This is a genomic window from Arthrobacter sp. SDR-2R (genome assembly GCF_057747955.1).
In genome coordinates this window covers 3,900,527-3,916,879 of the sequence record NZ_CM173231.1, presented here as the reverse complement: position 1 = coordinate 3,916,879, position 16,353 = coordinate 3,900,527, and the positions used below count along the sequence as shown (strand labels likewise).

Genomic DNA, 16,353 nt, shown 5'->3' with positions numbered 1-16,353 from the left:
CCTGCCGGCCGGCGGCCGTCCTTGACTTCAGGGGCAGCCTCAACAACTGTGGAAATTACCGAAACGGCTGGGCAGCAGGCGCATCTGGGACCGGCAAGCAAGGAGAACCCAACGTGGCGCGCGAAAACCCGAAGGTCGAAGAACCCGACGAATCCGAACTTGAGGTGAGCGGCCATCCCAAGACCTGGGCTGCCGGCGTGCCCGGCGTCTACCACTCGATGCAGCCTGCCCTCAAGCACATGGGCGTGGAGCGCTCGCGCAAGACCCTGCTGGCGCTGAACCAGAAGGACGGCTTTGACTGCATGAGCTGCGCGTGGCCGGACCCGGGCCACCGCAAGACCTTCGAATTCTGTGAGAACGGGGCCAAGGCGGTCACCTGGGAAGCCACCCCTGTGGTGGTCGGAAGCGAATTCTGGGCCGGGCATCCCGTCAGCGAACTGCGCCGGCGCACCGAGTACTGGCTGGGGATGCAGGGCCGGCTCACCGAACCGGTGTACAAGCCCGCGGGGGAGGACCACTACCGTCCGGTCAGTTGGGAGGATGCCTTCACGATCATCGCGGACAAGCTGAAGTCCTTGCCCAACCCCAACCAGGCAACGTTCTACACCAGCGGCCGCACCTCCAACGAGGCCGCCTTCCTGTACCAGTTGTTCATCCGGGCCTACGGCACCAACAACCTGCCCGACTGTTCCAACATGTGCCACGAGTCCTCGGGCTGGGGCATGGGCCAGACCATCGGCGTGGGCAAAGCGACCGTCTCCTACGACGACTTCGGCAAGGCCGACCTGATCATCGTCATGGGCCAGAACCCGGGCACCAACCACCCGCGCATGCTGACGGCACTGGAAGAAGCCAAGGAGGCCGGCGGCCACATCGTCGCCATCAACCCGCTGCCCGAGGCCGGACTGATGCGGTACAAGAACCCGCAAAAGGTCAAGGGCGTCATCGGCCACGGCACCCAGATTGCCGACCAGTTCCTGCAGGTGCGGATCGGCGGGGACATGGCCCTGTTGCAGGCCGTTTCGAAACGGGTGCTGGATGCCGAGGATGCCAATCCGGGCAACGTCCTGGACCACGCCTTCCTCCAGGAACACTGCGAGGGGCTGGCTGAACTCCGGGCGCACCTGGCCAACCTCGACGAAGCCGCGGTCCTCGAAGCCACGGGTCTGCGCAGCGGGGAAATCGATGAACTGGCCGCCCGCTATCTGGCTGCGGACAAGGTCATCATCACCTGGGCCATGGGCATAACCCAGCAGAAAAAGGGCGTCGCCACCATCAAGGAGATCATCAACCTCCTGCTGCTGCGCGGCAACATCGGAAAACCCGGCGCCGGGGCTTCCCCAATCCGCGGCCACAGCAACGTCCAGGGTGACCGCACCATGGGCATCTGGGAACAGATGCCGCCTGCCTTCCTGGACGCCCTGGGCAAGGAGTTCAGCTTCGAACCGCCCCGGGAACACGGCGCGGATGCCGTGGAAACCGTCCGGCAGATGCGCGACGGTGGCATCAAGGTCTTTGTGGGGCTTGGCGGCAACTTCGTGGGCGCGATGTCGGACACCTCAACGGCCGAGAGCGCCATGGAGAACACCGAACTTTCCGTGCAGATCTCCACCAAGCTAAACCACTCGCATGGAGTCGCCGGGGCTGAAGCGCTCATCCTGCCAACCTTGGGCCGGACGGAGATCGACCGCCAGGAAACCGGGCCGCAGTTTGTTTCAGTGGAGGATACCGTCTGCGCGGTGCACTCTTCCCACGGCACGGTGGAACCGGTGGGACCCAACCTGCTGTCCGAGGTGGCGATCATCTGCCGGCTGGCCCAGGCGACGCTGGGAGACACCATCAACGCCGACTGGGCCGGCTTCGAGAAGAACTACGACCTCATCCGGGACCACATCTCCCGCGTTGTCAACGGGTGCGGGGACTACAACCGCAAGATCCGGCAGGACGGCGGCTTCGTGCTGCCCAACGGCCCGCGGGATTCACGGACTTTCCACACTCCCACCGGCAAGGCCATCCTGACGGTCAACGAACTTGAGCACGTGGAACGCCCCGCCGGCACCCTGATCCTGCAGAGCATGCGCTCGCATGACCAGTTCAACACCACCATCTACGGCAACAACGACCGTTACCGTGGCATCAGGAAGGGCCGCGAAGTGGTTTTCGTCAATCCGGCAGACCTTGCCGAACTGGGGCTGGCCGACGGGCAGCGCGTGGACATCCGTGGCGTATACAAGGACAACGTGGAACGGGTCCTCTGGAACTACCGCGTGGTGTCCTATCCGTCCGCGAAGGGCTGTGCCGCGGCGTACTACCCCGAGGCCAATGTCCTGGTTCCGCTGGACAGCGTGGCCGAGGGCAGCCAGACACCCGTGTCCAAGGCGGTCATCGTCCGCCTGGAGCCGGTGAAGGTACTGGAGGACGAGCCCACCGCCGCGGGCTGACTGTTCTCGCCGGCTATTGACCGGTGTCCGCCCACCCGCTGCCCGCCGGCCCGCCGTGGGCGCCGTCGTCGATCAGCTGGAACGCCACCTTGGCAGCCTTCTCGATGGCTGCACCAGCGGCTTCCCTGTTCCCGGCGCTGCCCGCGCCTGCCTCCAGCGCTGCCGCGTAGCCCACCAGGAACGTGGTGACGGGGGCGGCGGCATGGATTACGTTCTCGGAGGATTTGCGGGCCAGGTCAAGGAGCAGCTCCTGGTCCATGTTGAGGTCAAGGATCTGCAGTGCCTGGGCCAGCCGGTGGCTCCACTGGTCCAGCACCCGTGCTTCGTCGTCGTTCATTGCCATGGGGTTCTCCTTAGCGCCGTTGGTGCGTTTAGGTGTCGATGGTGGACATGTTGGGGTAGCGGGCGCCGGCAGTTGTCCCGGCCGGTGCCAGCTGGTCCAGCAGCTCAAGCTCGTCCTGGCTGAGCTCGATGTCCACGGCGCCCAGGTTCTCGCGCAGCCGTTCACGTTTCTTGGTGCCCGGGATGGGGACGATATGTTCCCCCTGCGCCAGCAACCAGGCGAGGGCCAGCTGGCCGGGAGTGCACTGTTTCCTGTCGGCCAGCTCCGTGACCCGGTCCACGAGTTCCAGGTTGCGGGTGAAGTTGTCGCCCTGGAAACGCGGGGAGTGGCGGCGGAAGTCGTCCTCGGCGAAATCGTCCACGCTGCGGATCTGCCCGGTGAGGAACCCACGGCCCAGCGGGCTGTAGGGCACAAAACCGATGCCCAGTTCCGCGAGCACGGGAAACACCTTGGTTTCAGGCTCCCGCTCCCACAGCGAATACTCGGTTTGCAGGGCGGTGATGGGGTGCACGGCGTGGGCCCGCCGGATGGTCGCGGCGGATGCTTCGGACAAGCCAAGGTGCCGGACTTTTCCGGCCTGGACCAGTTCCGCCATGGCGCCAACCGTGTCCTCGATGGGAACGGTCTTGTCCACCCGGTGCTGGTAGTACAGGTCGATGTGGTCCACGCCCAGGCGCTGGAGGCTGGCGTCGCAGGCGGACCTGACGTATTCGGGGCGGCCGTTGATGCCCACCCAGGAACCGTCTTCGCGGCGCTCGTTTCCGAACTTGGTGGCGAGGACCGCTTCTTCGCGGCGGCCGGCGATGGCGCGGCCCACCAGTTTTTCGTTGGTGAAGGGGCCGTACATGTCCGCTGTGTCCAGCAAGGAGCCGCCGGCATCCAGGAACTCGTGGATGGTGGCGATCGACTCCTGCTCATCGCCGTCGCCGTAAAACTCGCTCATGCCCATGCAGCCAAGGCCCAGGGCGGACACTGTGAGTTGTCCAATGGTGCGCGTTTTCATGGGTGCTCCTCAACGGTAGAACGTGTTCGGAAACCAGCCGGCAGCGTCCGTTTCCAGGGCAGCGGAACCGGTTGGTGCAGCGTACGCCACTATAGGGGTTTCCCTCATGGATTGCTCCCCTAAACAAGGGGCTTCATACCCCTAGACCCCTTGGTGGGCCGTGCCTAGACTGGGCGAATCCCCACCCGGAACCGTTGCCTGACCACTTCACATATCAGGACGCACCAATCGGCCAGGGCTGTTCCCCTCGCGGGATGTGCCACCCAACCAGATCACGGCCGTCCCACCGGACGCCTGACTACAGGAGCGATAGATGACAGGGAACAAAGCCGTTGCCTACAAAGAAGCCGGCAAGGTGGAAGTAATCGACATTGACTATCCGACGTTTGAGCTCAAGGACGGGCCAGGTGTCAACCCCGCGAACGTGGGACGCCCGGTCAACCACGGAGTGATCCTCAAAACGGTGGCCACCAACATCTGCGGATCGGACCAGCACATGGTGCGCGGCCGTACCACGGCTCCGCCCAACCTGGTGCTGGGCCACGAGATCACCGGCGAAGTGGTGGAGGTGGGCCGCGATGTCGAGTTCATCAAGGTGGGCGACCTCTGCTCGGTGCCGTTCAACATCGCCTGCGGCCGCTGCCGGAACTGCAAGGAGCGCAAGACCGGCATCTGTTTGAACGTGAATCCCGCGCGCCCCGGAGCCGCGTACGGCTACGTGGACATGGGCGGGTGGGTCGGCGGCCAGGCCAACTACGTTCTGGTGCCGTACGCAGACTGGAACCTGCTGAAGTTCCCGGACAAGGACCGGGCCATGGAGAAGATCATGGACCTGGCCATGCTTTCGGACATCTTCCCCACAGGGTTCCATGGCGCAGTCACGGCAGGGGTGGGCGTCGGTTCCACCGTGTACATTGCCGGGGCCGGTCCCGTGGGTCTTGCGGCAGCCACCAGCGCGCACCTGCTGGGGGCCGCCGTCGTCATCGTGGGCGACATGAACGAAGACCGGCTGGCACGGGCGCGCAGCTTCGGCTGCGAAACCGTGGATCTGACCAAGGGCGATCCGAAGGACCAGATCGAGCAGATCCTGGGCGTCCCGGAGGTGGACTGCGGCGTCGACGCCGTGGGATTTGAAGCGAAGGGCCACGGCCACGATGCCAAGGAGGCGCCGGCAACGGTCCTGAACTCCCTGATGGAGCTCACGGCCGCTGGTGGAGCCCTTGGTATCCCAGGCCTGTACGTCACGGGCGATCCGGGCGGCATCGACGAGGCCGCCAAGAAGGGCGCACTGTCACTGAGCCTCGGCACCGGCTGGGCAAAATCGCTGAGCTTCACCACTGGCCAGTGCCCGGTGATGAAGTACAACCGGCAGCTGATGATGGCCATCCTGAATGACAGGGTCAACATCGCCAAGAACGTCAACGCCAAGGCCATCCCGCTGGAGGAGGCACCGAAGGGCTACGCGGAGTTCGACGCCGGCGCAGCCACCAAGTACGTCCTCAATCCCAACGGCTACTTAAGCTGACGCGGCGGCGGGCGGGGATGCCACCAAGGGCCCCTTGCTTGCGGAAATAACTGTTGCCCGGGCCGGGTTAGGCTTTGCACGGGCAACACAAACCGCAAACGAAGGAGTTTCCCTTGAGTGACATCACCGTCCGCCACAATCCCGGGCGCGAACGCTTCGAGATCCTCGACGCCGGCAACGTGATCGGCAAGGCGGTGTACAAGGAGTACGACGGCGGGGAGTCGCCGCAGCGGATTTTCTACCACACGGTGATCAACGAGGAATACGGCGGGCAGGGCCTTGCCGGGCGGCTGGCCACGGCTGCCCTGGACAGCACGGTCCAGGCCGGGAGCAGCATCATCCCGGTATGCCCGTTCATCAAGAAGTTCCTTGCAAAGCACCCGGAATACTCGGCCAACGTGGTGCCTGTGGCGCCGGCGCACCTGGAATTCCTGGACAGCGCGTTGTCCGCCCGCGCCCGCGGCTAGCGCATCCCTATTACAGCCGGCGGAACACCCCGCAAGCCTTCAGGAAGCTCCCAACCGCCGGTGATTTAATCAGCATCTGTCAGCGCGGCTCACCGCCGCGCTGGTGTTGTTTTTGATTGCCGAGGCGGGACAGGAGCCCTTGTATGTCCGTGCACCCCATGGTGCCCACACCAGGCCGCGGTGCTCCGCTGCAACCGCCGGGCAGGCCATCAAACGGCAAGCCAGCTCCGGGCAGGAACCGGGGCCACAGAAGGCTGCTGTGGCTGGCCCTTGCGGTAGTACTGGTCATCGTCGGGACCATCACCCTGGCCGTGGTCCGGTCCGAGCCACCCACCGGTGCCGTGGTCCCCACCCAGCCGGCCGTACCCGCAGCGCCGGTGGCGGCAGCTCCGCCGTCGTTGCAGGACAGCGTGGACGACATCCTCAGTGACGCGGCCGAATACCGGATTGGGCTGGCGCTCGCCGATGTGTCCGGAGGTGCGGAACGGACGTTCGGCGACCAGGACACGTTCACCGCGGCCAGCACGGCCAAGATCCTCACTGCTGCCGCCTACTATCACCTGGTGGAAAACGGGCAGGCGGGCCTGGAGGATCCCATGGGCGACTACGACGCCGCGTTCCAACTCAAGGCCATGGTCAACGACAGCAACAACGACTCCTGGCTGTTGCTGATGGATGCCGTGGGGTACCCGCAGTTGATCGCCTACGCGGGCTCCATCGGCGTCACCTACGACCCCGAAGAAAACCTCCTGACCGCGGCGGACATGGCCCTGATCCTGAAGAAGCTCTATGCAGGCGAACTCCTGGATAAGGACAACACGGCGCAGCTGCTCAGCTACATGCAGGACACCAACAACGAGGACCTCATCCCGGCGGGATCACGGTCCGGAGTGGACGTGTACCACAAGTACGGGGAAGTGTCCGGGGAACTGCACGACGCCGCGCTCCTGAGCTACCGCGGTTCGACCTTCGCCCTGGTCATCTATACGGAGAACCCCGCCGGCGGGGCGGATGAGGGCCAGGCCGAGGTGATCCGGGACCTGACCAGGGCGGTGGAGGACGCACTCTTCCCGGTGGGAGTGGCAGGAAAATAGCGCACGCCACACCGCCCGGGAGCCCGCCGAGTCGCCTGCGGTGGAAGCTTTAGGCCAGACTGTTACCGTGAGCAACAACCCCCGGACTGCCCTGGCCGTCGCCGGACTCAGCCTGGGCACGGCACTGAACCCACTGAACTCCTCCATGATCGCCGTGGCCCTGGTGGTGCTGCGCGCCGACTTCGGGCTCGACGTTGCTGCCGTCACCTGGGTGGTCACCTCGTTCTACCTGGCCTCCGCAGCCGGGCAGCCGGTGATGGGCCGGCTCGCCGACCGGTTCGGCCCGCGGCGGATGTTCATGCTGGGCATGGGGCTGGTAGCCGTCACCTGCGCGCTGGCCCCGCTGGCCCCGAACTTCGCGCTGCTGTGCGTGGCACGGGCGGTCATGGCTCTGGGAACTGCCACCGCATATCCCAGTGCCGTGGTGATGGTGGGCGCTCTGGCGCACCGGGCCAAGGTGGACTCGGCCCGCCCGCTGGGCCGGCTGCAGATGGCCAACACGTCCGCAGCCGCGGTGGGCCCGGTGGTCGGTGGCCTGCTGGTGGGCTTCGTGGGCTGGGAGTCGCTGTTCCTGGTCAACGTCCCGCTGGCACTCGCGGCGTTGCTGACCGTGCGGAAGGCCGCACCGCCGGACCAGGTCCGGGAGCGCGGCAGCGTGGCGGAACTGGTGCGGGACTCCGACGTCCCGGGGATTGCCGGGTTCATCGCCGCCCTTCTCCTGGTCATGATGGCTGCGCTGAACGTCGCGCCGGACTACCGGTGGTGGATGCTGGCCGCCGGAACCGTGGTCGCGGGGCTGTTTGCCTGGCGGGAGCTGCGCTTCGCCAAACCCTTCCTGAACCTGCGGCTGCTGGGCCGGAACCGGCCGCTGATGCTCGTGTACCTGGCGTTCGCCGTGTTCAGCAGCGTGTACTACTTCGTCTTTTTCGGCCTCCCGCAGCTGCTGCAGGAAGCCGGCGGTTACGACCCCGGCGTGGTGGGGCTGCTGATGCTGCCCCTGGCCGGCATGTCCGTGGTAGCCACCCCGTGGGCAGTCTCCGCCATGGGAAGGTTCGGTGTCCGGCGGGTGCTGCTTGCCGGCGTCGTCCTTTTGACCGTGGTGGCGGCGCTCATGTGGCTGCTGACCGGCACGCTGGCCATCCCCGTTGTGGTGGTACTGACCGCGTTGATGGGCATCCCGTACGGCACGGTCAGCATCGCCTCCAACCAGGGCATGTTCGTGTCCACCCGGCCGCAGGACCGCGGGGTGGCGGCCGGGATCTACCAGACCTGCCGCTACGTGGGCGCGATCACCGCCACCGTGATGATCGGCGTGTTCGCATCAAGCGGGGTGCACCAGGACAGCTGGATGCGGATGGTGCTGGCCATGCTGGTGCTCTGTGCCGTGACGTTCGGGATCTCCGTGTTCTGGCGGCAGCAGAAGGCCTAGGTGCGTTGCGCGGGTGCCCCCGGAAAGGTGTGTCCAGCCTGCGCTCACCTGCAGTAGTACACCTCGCGGTTGTACAGGAGCCGGTCCCTGACCTGTTGGCTGTCTTCCCGGTCGGTGCACCGCCCGGTGGTCTGCGCATAGTGCTGGCCCACTTCGATGGACTCCCCATTCCGATCGAGGCTATGGGTATTGATCCGGGTCCGGACGGTGGAACCGGCTGACTGATCGTCCGGATAGGTGCTGGAGGAGTTGTACGACGACGATTCCAGGCCGCTGGGTGTGGAGACGTCAGTGCTGACTGTGACACCTGAATGGCAGAACCGGGGATCGCTGTAGGTGCCGCATTCGCCGGGCTTGCTGACTTGCGCGCCATCGCTGCTTGCTGCCTGTGCCGGTCCCGCAAAAGCCGCAGCGGCCAGCGCCACTGCGGTGCCAATAAGGGCGGTGCGTTTCGTGAACATCCTTATTCGTCCTGCCTGCCGGGGGTATGGAGAGCTCCAATTCTGGCCGCCGCCCCATCCGCCCCCTAGGGCCATTGGTCCCCGATGCCGGCCCTTGGCGCAGGATCAGGCTGGGGTGAGCAGTCAGGGGCTAAGTGGGTGCCACCGGCGTGACCCGGATCCGGGCAATCCGTAACCGGTCCATGCTGAGGACCGTCAACACGTACCCCGGTATCTGCACCCGGTCGCCTGCCTTTGGGAGGCGGCCCAGGCGGTCCATCACGAACCCGGCCACCGTTTCGTAGTGCCCCTCCGGGAGTTCGATTCCGGCGGCGGCCTTGAACTCCTGCAGGATCAGGCCGCCGTCCACGTCGATGGTTCCGTTGGCCACGTTGACCCGGTCCTCGTGCTCGGCGCCGGTGTCGTATTCGTCGTAGATCTCGCCCACCAGTTCCTCCACCAGGTCTTCGAGCGTGACCACGCCGTCGGTGCCCCCGTACTCATCCACCACCAAAGCGATGTGCTGGTTGGTCTTGCGCATCCGTGAGAGGGAGGGGAGCACGCGGTTGGTGCCGGGCAGGGGCAGGATCTCCCGGGCGATGTCCCGCACGGGCGAATGGTCCTGCACCTCGTCGCGGGGCATCAGGTCGCGGATGTGGACGAAGCCCAGGACGTCATCCGGGCTGCGCCCGATCACCGGAAACCGTGAGTACGGGCCGTCCCTGACCATCCGGCGGGCGTCCGCCACCGTCATGGCACCGTCGATGAAGGTCACCTCCGTGCGCGGGCGCATCACCTCCTGCAGCGTCCGGTCGCCGGCGCCGAACACGTCGGCCAGGATGTGGCGGCTGCTCTCTTCGAGGAGTTCGTTCTCGGCCACCATGTCCCAGAGCTCCTCGGAACTGATGCTTTCCCGCTTGACGCGCGGGTCACCGCCAAAGAGCCTGACCACGGCGTCCGTCGAGACCGACAGGAGCCAGATGACCGGCCGCATGGCATGCGACAGGGCAATCAGCGGCGGGGCCAGGATGCGGGTGAAGGCAACAGGGCTTTGCAGCGCCAGCCTCTTGGGGGCGAGTTCGCCCAGGACCAGGGAAAGAAAAGCCACCAGCAGGGTCATGCCGATGAAGGACACGGGCCCGGCAGCCGCACCAAGTCCGAGGGCTTCAAGGAGGGGTACGACGGCGGGAGCGATCGCCGAGGCCCCATACGCCGCCGAGAAGAATCCGGACAGGGTCACGCCGATCTGGACAGTGGAGAGGAAACGGTTGGGGTTGCGGGCAAGGGCGGCAGTCCGGGCGCCGGTGTCACCGGATTTCTCGATGCGGCGCACCTGGCTTTCGCGCAGGGAGACCAGTGCGATTTCCGCCGCCGCGAACACCCCGCCCAGCAGCACGAAACCGAGAACCAAAGCGATATTAACCAGGGTGCCGCTGTCCATGACACGACCTTACCCAGCCGCGGACCCGCCGGCGCCTGCCTTCGACGGACTCCGCTGCAGCCCTGCCCAGACACCGACGGCGGCGGGCAGCACCCGCCGCCGTCGTGCGTTACCTCAAAATCTATGGCTTAGGTGTACATCAGCGAGCCGGGCGTAGTGAGTTTTTCGCCGGTTTCCAGCCATGTCTTCAGGCCGGAGAGGATCATCGGCCAGCCGCCGTAAAGCTGTTCGTTGGCACCCTCGCGCAGGTCGCTGTGGGTGACGGTGAGGTGGCAGGAATCGCCGACCGGTTCGATCTCCCAGGTGATGGTGGACGTGCCCTCGGCCTTGACGTCCTCGCCCCACAGGGCGCGCATGGTCTGGACCAGGCGGCGCGGCGGGTCCACCTCCAGGTTTTCGCCTTCGCCGAGGGCCTCCCCGGCCTTCGGGTTGCCCATCACGAAGCGTCCGCCCGGTGACCAATCGGACTCGATGGTGTTGCCGAACTGGTACTTGCTGCGGATGTCGCTGTCCGTGATGGCTTCCCAGAGCCGTTCGGGCGTGGTCTTGATGTAGATCTCGAAGATTTTTTCCATGGGACTTTCCAATCTGGATTTGAGGTCGCTGAGGGCAGCGGCCCATGGTTCTGCGTATTTGCTGACCCAGCGGTCGTGGACCAGGCGGATGGGGACAGGATTGAGGAAGTGCAGCTTTTCCCGCCCCCGACGGCGGGTCACCACCAGGCCTGCGTCCTCCAGGATGCGGAGGTGCTTGGCGATCCCGAACCGGCTCATGCTGAACCGGGCTTCAAGGGCGCTCAGGGTTTGGCCGTCCTCGCGGTAGAGCTCATCGAGCAGGTCCCGGCGGGTGGGGTCGGAGAGTGCCTTGAACACGTCGTCCATGACAGCAATGATATGTGACCTAATAGTCACCTATCAAGGGGTTTTGCCTGCCTCAGTTGCGGGAGGCGAGGTTCCTGTCCCGCTCCTCGAACACCTCATCGCCTGGCCCGGTGAATGCGCGCGACCTCTCCACTGCCTCAATGGAGCCGGTGAACAGCTGCGATTCGTGCGGGTCCGCCGGGGGACGGGCACCGCCGGCCGGAGGCGAACCCAGCCCGCGCAGTGGTGCCCTGCGCCGTGTGGCCGTGCCGCCGTCGTCCGCCGCCTGCTCCCAGCGCTGGTGCGGGAGGGCTTCCGGATGGTTCTGCTGCAGGAACATGACCATTGTTTCCCGGACCAGGCAGCGCAAGTCGAAGAGCGCGGCGCTGTCCGCGGCGCTGACCAGGATCCGGACACGGACAAAGCCGCCGGTGGCATCGGTGATCTGCAGGACGCCCACGCGCTCGTCCCACAATTCGGTCTCCGCCAGGACGCGGCGCAGTTCGGTGCGCATGTCCTCCACAGGGGCGCGCCAATCGAGATCGAACTCCACGGTGCCCATGACCTCGGACTGGCGGCGCGTCCAGTTCTCGAACGGCGTGGTGGTGAAGTAGGTGGACGGCAGGATGAGCCGCCGGTCGTCCCAGAGGTGCACCACCACGTAGGTGAGGGTGATCTCCTCGATCCGGCCCCATTCCTTCTGCACCACCACCACGTCGTCCACGCGGATGGCATCGGTGAACGCCAGCTGCATGCCGGCAAAGACGTTCACCAGCGACGTCTGCGCGGCGAGGCCCGCAACGATGGAAATCACCCCGGCGGACGCCAGCAGCCCCGCGCCCAGCGCCTGGATGGCGGGGAAGGTCAGCATCGCGGTGCCGACGGCGAGCACCACCACCAGTGCCACGGCAATGCGCCGTGCCAGGATCATCTGCGTGCGCAGGCGCCGTGCCCGCCGGTTGTCCGCCACGTCCACGCTGTGCCGGTTCAGCACCACGGCTTCCACGATGAGCAGCACCGCGACGGCGAGCCAGGCGACCGCGCCGATGAGGGCGATCAGCAGGAGATGGTCGACGCCGGCGTGCCAGCTTTCGTTGTTGGCCGTGAGCCTGAGGGCAGCACGGACGCCCACCAGGCACAGTGCCAGCCGCAAGGGCTGCCGGGCCACCCGGGAGGTTGCCTGCAGCTCGGGCCGGTTCCGGTTCAGATGGAGGACCACCTTGCGGAGGAGCCAGGACAGGACCAGTCCGGCGGCCACCGCCACGGCGACGGCAAGGAAGGGTATGGCGCGGTTAAGTAGGTCTGGCATCCGTTAACCACTACCAACTTCGGCGGCAGGACCGAAATCGCGCCGGCGCCTTGGCGTGCCCCGCTTATGGCCCCAGCGGCAGCAGGAGCAAGGCAACGAGTGCCGGGACGGTGGCCGCGAGGGTTCCCGGCACACTCTCCCATTTACTTGGGTAGTGGCCCTGGATGTCGGCGAGCAGCATGGTGGGGGCGGTGAGGACCATGTTGGCGCAGCAGTAGACCACCAGTGTGTAGCCCACCACGAGCTGCCCGGCGTTGGCGGCAACCACTCCGGCGATCACCCCCAGCGCAATCACCAGGTTCCTGTAACCGGTGGGGATGGCCCACATCATCACTGCACGCACATTTTCCGGCGGCGTACTCAGGAACTTCTGAGCCCACCGGTGACGGCGGAGGAGGAAGCTCTCCACTGGAAACACGACGATGTAGATGGCTGCGGCGAGTACCGCGAAGACCTGCGCTGCGGCGTTCATGCTTGCAGCGTAGGGCTGCGCCTGCGGGCTGCTCCATCCCCGGATTGGGGGATCTTGGACGCCCACGCCGACGCTGGCGCCCGCGCTCGCACCGGAAGGCCGTTTGGCACGTGTTCATCTCCCCACCACGTGGGTAGCCTTGGGCCCATGCAGAAGATATCGATTGACGCGCTGGCCCGGCAGCAGCTCGAAGCAGCCATCGGCTCCCCGAACGGAAGGGCTGCGGACACGGTGTACGGGGGCCACGAAAAGATCCTCCGGCAGACGGTCATGGCGATGACCGCGGGAACGCAGCTGAGTGAGCACCAGAATCCGGGCGACGCCACGGTGTTCGTGATCCGGGGCTGCGTCAGCCTTCGCGCCGGCGGGGAATCCTGGCAGGGCAAGTCCGGCGACCTGCTGATCGTCCCGCCCGGTCTGCACAGCCTTCACGCAGAGGAGGACTCCACCTTCCTGTTCACGGTGGCCAAGCACCGGGACTGACCCAGGGTCAGGCCGGGTCCTTGACGGTGTCCTTCACCGGCCGGGGCTCCAGCCAGATGCGTTCACGGGGGCCTGGTGGGTAGGCGTAGCGCTTACCGGCAAGGGTGATCACCAGGGCGGCAACCACAGGAATCGCCGCCGCCGCCGGGACCAGCAGCGGGCCGCCAACCACCAGGGCCGCGGAGCCGTAAAGTGCCCCGACGGTGATGCCCAGCTGGATGGTCAGGACGGTGAGCCCGTTCGCGGCCTCACTGTATTCGCCGCCGGCCCGGAGGATCGCCGACTGGTTGTAAATGCCGATCGCGCCCAGGCCGGCTCCCCAAATGGTCATCAGCACCAGGGCCGCGGGCAGGTTCCCCACGGCGAGGGGCAGGAGGAACATCGATGCTGCGATGGCCGCCGTCGTGATGAGCAGCGAGCGGCGGGGACGCGAGTCCACGGTGAGTCCAGCGATCCAAATACCCAGCAGTCCGGACCCGCCCAGTACCGTGAGCGAGAGGCTGATGGCGTAGTCCGGCAGGGCCGCCTCGCGGATGAACGGCGCGATATAGGTGAACAGCGCGAAGTGGGCCAGGACCAGCAGCGGCCAGGCGGTGGCCACCGACTTCACGCCGGGCTGGCCGATGGCCTTGCGCAGTGACGGCCGGACCGAATCGGTAATGCGCCGGACGCGGGGAAGCAGCCAGAACGCCAGCACGGTCAGGACCACGCCGAACCCGGCGAGCACCAGGAACGCTGCGCGCCAGCCCAGGAATACGCCCAGGGCCGTACCCACGGGGGCACCGATGGCCAGGCCCAGGCTGTTGCCGCTGAACACGATGGCCAGGGCCTTGCCCACCTTGTCCGCCGGGACCACGCGGGATACGAACGGCGCCATGGTGGTCCACAACAGCCCATGCGCCAGCCCGCCCACCAAACGCGCGATCATCGCGGCGGTGAAATCCGGTGCGAGTCCCACCATCGCGTTGCTGAGCGCGAAGGTCAGGACCAGCCCAACCAGCAGGGCGTGGCGGGGAATCTTCCCCAGCAACCGGGCGGCCGGAACCACCGTGACAACAATGACGGCGGCGTAGGCGGCGGCAAGGTAGCCAGCCACCGGCTCGGACACTCCCAGGCCGGTGCTGATCTGGGGCAGCAGGCCGGACGGCAGGAGTTCAGTGGTGATGGCCGTAAAAGCGATGGTGGCGAGGACCACCATCGCGGCATACGGAAAACGGGCAGGTTCCGGCGCAGGGATCGCGGAAGACATGGGGGAAGCGTCCATTCAAGGGGGAGGGTGTGGAATGCGGCGCTGCTCGCCTGACAATTCCTCCCATAAATTTACCGGATCGAAGGGTCTGTCACAGACATGACACGTTGTCCTGATCGTGCTCCCGCTCCTGCCGTGCGGGACCCGCTGCCAGGCTCCCCGAACCTGGTCCCCGGCCGTGATCCCCGAACCGTGATTCCGGTCAGGAAGTCCTACCGGCGGCCGAAATCGGTGTCCGTGTACGACCCCGGCCGGCCGGACGCACTGCCTTGGCAGGTACAGGTGCCCTGCACTTCGATGCGCACCGCCGTCGGCCGCGCGGCGTCCAGGTGCAGGGTCACGGGCTCATGGTCCGCAGCGGCGACGCGCAGGAGTGATTCTTCGGGGGAGATGGCAGACATCGCTGTCCTTTCGGAAGGGGGTCGTTTTAGGGGGATTGTTCAGGAGGAGTGTTTCCGGGTGGCAAGCCGGGGGCGTGCCGCCCGGGACGAAGTGCCGAATCAGCGGCCGGCTGATTCGCTGGCCTGCAGGGTTTGGTTAAGGCGTATGTCCAGCAATCCTGCCGCGACCGCCGGTGCCAGCCCGGGGGCCAGCGGAAGGCGGGGGACCACCAGGCAGTGCCAAAGGTGGTAGATGTCCGCCTTGCCCGACCATACGGTGGAGGAGACATTGCCGTTCTCGTCGAGTTCCTGCTTCCAGGACCCATGCTCGTAGTCGATGAACCAGTCACGGGCATGGTCCCAGATCCGCTCATACCAGTCCGCGTACTTCTGGTCCCCCGTGGCGATGTAGAGGGCTGCCGCACCCCCGATTGCCTCGGCGGGCACCCAGCGGATGCGGGTGGTGACCACCGGCTTGCCCTCCCAGTCAACGGTGTACACAAAGCCGGGGTGGCCGTCCGGTTCCCAGGCGTCGCGGATGGCGGCGTCAAACAGGCCGCGCGCATCGTCGAGCAGCCAGGCCGGGACGTCTAGGCCGCGGGCTTCGAGCCCGGCACGGAGGTGGAGGAGCAGGCGCGCCCACTCAACCCAGTGGCCTGGGGTGCCGCCGTACGCCCGGAACTGGCTGGCCCGGTCATCGGTGTTGTACTCCGGCATGGGGTTCCACTCCGGGTCGAAGTGCTCGAACACCCGGTAGTTGTTGTTGCGGGCAAAGTTGTGGATGAGCACTTCGGCGATGTGCAGGGCCCGTTCGAGCCAGCGGTTCTCCCCGGTCACATCGGCCACAATGAGGTATGCCTCCACGGAATGCATGCTCGCGTTTCCGCCACGGTATGCCTCGGTTTCCGTGAATTCCCGGTTCCACGAGTCGAAACACATGTTGGCCTGGTGGTCCCAGAATTTGGTGTCAGCCACCCGGAGCGCCTCGTCCAGCAATTCGCGGGCCCCTGGCCGCCCTGCGGCGACGGCACTGGCAGCGGCGAGGAGCACGAAGGAATGCTGGTAGCCGGACTTCGTATCGTTCACGGGGCCGTTCGCGTCCACCTCGGCGTACCAGCCGCCGAACTCATCGTCGTGGAGGGGGCCGTTGAGCGCAGCGATGCCGTGGTCCACAAGGAGCGCGGCACCCGGCCTGCCCATCAGCGCGGCGACGGCGAAACTGTGCGTCATCCGGGCGGTGATCCACAGATGGGTGGGCTTGTCGGCGAACACCTTGCCGTAGTTGTCCAGCCAGCCGAATCCGGTGGGGACCTTGGAGGCCTCGGCAAAGCGGACCAGCCGGTCCGTCTCCGCCTCAAGCCATCGTGCGTGGGCGGCACTGTCGAGCCACGTCATGTTAATTCCTCTCTCTGGTGCT

16 protein-coding genes are annotated in these 16,353 nt (G+C 66.2%); 6 read left to right on the top strand and 10 right to left on the bottom strand.

Annotation, left to right across the window (positions count from 1 at the left end; all coding sequences use genetic code 11):
• Positions 1–113 precede the first annotated feature (113 nt).
• Entirely contained in the window at positions 114–2,441 is a 2,328-nt protein-coding gene (locus AC3ANU_RS18095) for an FdhF/YdeP family oxidoreductase (protein ID WP_488315017.1), read from the top strand.
• Positions 2,442–2,454: 13 nt separating this feature from the next.
• On the opposite strand, the gene AC3ANU_RS18090 is transcribed toward AC3ANU_RS18095, so the two are convergent.
• On the bottom strand, positions 2,455–2,784 hold the full coding sequence (locus AC3ANU_RS18090; RefSeq protein WP_488315016.1) for a DUF6457 domain-containing protein: 330 nt from the start codon (positions 2,782–2,784) through the stop codon (positions 2,455–2,457).
• Between the two features lie 28 nt (positions 2,785–2,812).
• Complete coding sequence (locus AC3ANU_RS18085) at positions 2,813–3,787, bottom strand: aldo/keto reductase (protein ID WP_488315015.1); 975 nt, start codon at positions 3,785–3,787, stop codon at positions 2,813–2,815.
• A 313-nt stretch (positions 3,788–4,100) separates the two neighbouring features.
• Here AC3ANU_RS18085 and fdhA point away from each other — a divergent pair, with 313 nt between their 5' ends.
• The 4 genes from fdhA to AC3ANU_RS18065 all read left to right on the top strand — a co-directional run bounded on the left by fdhA (position 4,101) and on the right by AC3ANU_RS18065 (position 8,302).
• Positions 4,101–5,312, top strand: coding sequence for a formaldehyde dehydrogenase, glutathione-independent (gene fdhA, locus AC3ANU_RS18080; RefSeq protein WP_018771377.1), 1,212 nt, complete (start codon positions 4,101–4,103; stop codon positions 5,310–5,312).
• Positions 5,313–5,425: 113 nt separating this feature from the next.
• On the top strand, positions 5,426–5,779 hold the full coding sequence (locus AC3ANU_RS18075) for a GNAT family N-acetyltransferase (RefSeq protein ID WP_018771376.1): 354 nt from the start codon (positions 5,426–5,428) through the stop codon (positions 5,777–5,779).
• Positions 5,780–5,922: 143 nt separating this feature from the next.
• Positions 5,923–6,873, top strand: coding sequence for a serine hydrolase (locus AC3ANU_RS18070; RefSeq protein WP_144601322.1), 951 nt, complete (start codon positions 5,923–5,925; stop codon positions 6,871–6,873).
• Between the two features lie 67 nt (positions 6,874–6,940).
• On the top strand, positions 6,941–8,302 hold the full coding sequence (locus tag AC3ANU_RS18065; protein ID WP_144601323.1) for an MFS transporter: 1,362 nt from the start codon (positions 6,941–6,943) through the stop codon (positions 8,300–8,302).
• Between the two features lie 44 nt (positions 8,303–8,346).
• Here the strand turns inward: AC3ANU_RS18065 and AC3ANU_RS18060 are convergent, their stop codons facing one another.
• The 5 genes from AC3ANU_RS18060 to AC3ANU_RS18040 form a co-directional block, all read right to left on the bottom strand.
• Positions 8,347–8,763, bottom strand: a complete 417-nt coding sequence (locus tag AC3ANU_RS18060) for a hypothetical protein (RefSeq protein ID WP_056389367.1) — start codon at positions 8,761–8,763, stop codon at positions 8,347–8,349.
• A gap of 130 nt (positions 8,764–8,893) precedes the next feature.
• The gene (locus AC3ANU_RS18055) at positions 8,894–10,183 is read right to left on the bottom strand and encodes a hemolysin family protein (RefSeq protein ID WP_134165901.1); all 1,290 of its coding nucleotides are present in this window, start codon (positions 10,181–10,183) and stop codon (positions 8,894–8,896) included.
• Positions 10,184–10,311: 128 nt separating this feature from the next.
• On the bottom strand, positions 10,312–11,064 hold the full coding sequence (locus AC3ANU_RS18050; RefSeq protein WP_142074042.1) for a metalloregulator ArsR/SmtB family transcription factor: 753 nt from the start codon (positions 11,062–11,064) through the stop codon (positions 10,312–10,314).
• 52 nt (positions 11,065–11,116) lie between these two features.
• The gene (locus tag AC3ANU_RS18045; protein ID WP_488315014.1) at positions 11,117–12,352 is read right to left on the bottom strand and encodes a mechanosensitive ion channel family protein; all 1,236 of its coding nucleotides are present in this window, start codon (positions 12,350–12,352) and stop codon (positions 11,117–11,119) included.
• A gap of 64 nt (positions 12,353–12,416) precedes the next feature.
• Positions 12,417–12,824 carry a DUF1304 family protein gene (locus tag AC3ANU_RS18040; protein ID WP_488315013.1) on the bottom strand — a complete coding sequence of 136 codons (408 nt, stop codon included), beginning with the start codon at positions 12,822–12,824 and terminating at the stop codon, positions 12,417–12,419.
• A gap of 147 nt (positions 12,825–12,971) precedes the next feature.
• Between AC3ANU_RS18040 and AC3ANU_RS18035 the strand changes: the two genes are divergently transcribed.
• Entirely contained in the window at positions 12,972–13,307 is a 336-nt protein-coding gene (locus tag AC3ANU_RS18035; protein WP_018771358.1) for a cupin domain-containing protein, read from the top strand.
• A gap of 7 nt (positions 13,308–13,314) precedes the next feature.
• On the opposite strand, the gene AC3ANU_RS18030 is transcribed toward AC3ANU_RS18035, so the two are convergent.
• From AC3ANU_RS18030 to AC3ANU_RS18020, 3 genes are all read right to left on the bottom strand, one after another.
• Positions 13,315–14,556, bottom strand: coding sequence for an MFS transporter (locus AC3ANU_RS18030; protein ID WP_488315012.1), 1,242 nt, complete (start codon positions 14,554–14,556; stop codon positions 13,315–13,317).
• Between the two features lie 212 nt (positions 14,557–14,768).
• On the bottom strand, positions 14,769–14,957 hold the full coding sequence (locus AC3ANU_RS18025; RefSeq protein WP_018771356.1) for a hypothetical protein: 189 nt from the start codon (positions 14,955–14,957) through the stop codon (positions 14,769–14,771).
• A gap of 99 nt (positions 14,958–15,056) precedes the next feature.
• Positions 15,057–16,331, bottom strand: a complete 1,275-nt coding sequence (locus tag AC3ANU_RS18020; RefSeq protein ID WP_056389393.1) for an AGE family epimerase/isomerase — start codon at positions 16,329–16,331, stop codon at positions 15,057–15,059.
• Positions 16,332–16,353: the final 22 nt, after the last annotated feature.

What these genes read in the sequence shown, in the direction of transcription:
- AC3ANU_RS18055 (WP_134165901.1), bottom strand. Translation starts at nt 10,183, where the DNA reads ATGGACAGCGGCACCCTGGTTAATATCGCTTTGGTTCTCGGTTTCGTG.
- AC3ANU_RS18085 (WP_488315015.1), bottom strand. Translation starts at nt 3,787, where the DNA reads ATGAAAACGCGCACCATTGGACAACTCACAGTGTCCGCCCTGGGCCTT.
- AC3ANU_RS18025 (WP_018771356.1), bottom strand. Translation starts at nt 14,957, where the DNA reads ATGTCTGCCATCTCCCCCGAAGAATCACTCCTGCGCGTCGCCGCTGCG.
- AC3ANU_RS18060 (WP_056389367.1), bottom strand. Translation starts at nt 8,763, where the DNA reads ATGTTCACGAAACGCACCGCCCTTATTGGCACCGCAGTGGCGCTGGCC.
- AC3ANU_RS18035 (WP_018771358.1), top strand. Translation starts at nt 12,972, where the DNA reads ATGCAGAAGATATCGATTGACGCGCTGGCCCGGCAGCAGCTCGAAGCA.
- AC3ANU_RS18020 (WP_056389393.1), bottom strand. Translation starts at nt 16,331, where the DNA reads ATGACGTGGCTCGACAGTGCCGCCCACGCACGATGGCTTGAGGCGGAG.
- AC3ANU_RS18050 (WP_142074042.1), bottom strand. Translation starts at nt 11,064, where the DNA reads ATGGACGACGTGTTCAAGGCACTCTCCGACCCCACCCGCCGGGACCTG.
- AC3ANU_RS18070 (WP_144601322.1), top strand. Translation starts at nt 5,923, where the DNA reads ATGTCCGTGCACCCCATGGTGCCCACACCAGGCCGCGGTGCTCCGCTG.
- AC3ANU_RS18040 (WP_488315013.1), bottom strand. Translation starts at nt 12,824, where the DNA reads ATGAACGCCGCAGCGCAGGTCTTCGCGGTACTCGCCGCAGCCATCTAC.
- AC3ANU_RS18030 (WP_488315012.1), bottom strand. Translation starts at nt 14,556, where the DNA reads ATGTCTTCCGCGATCCCTGCGCCGGAACCTGCCCGTTTTCCGTATGCC.
- fdhA (WP_018771377.1), top strand. Translation starts at nt 4,101, where the DNA reads ATGACAGGGAACAAAGCCGTTGCCTACAAAGAAGCCGGCAAGGTGGAA.
- AC3ANU_RS18090 (WP_488315016.1), bottom strand. Translation starts at nt 2,784, where the DNA reads ATGGCAATGAACGACGACGAAGCACGGGTGCTGGACCAGTGGAGCCAC.
- AC3ANU_RS18045 (WP_488315014.1), bottom strand. Translation starts at nt 12,352, where the DNA reads ATGCCAGACCTACTTAACCGCGCCATACCCTTCCTTGCCGTCGCCGTG.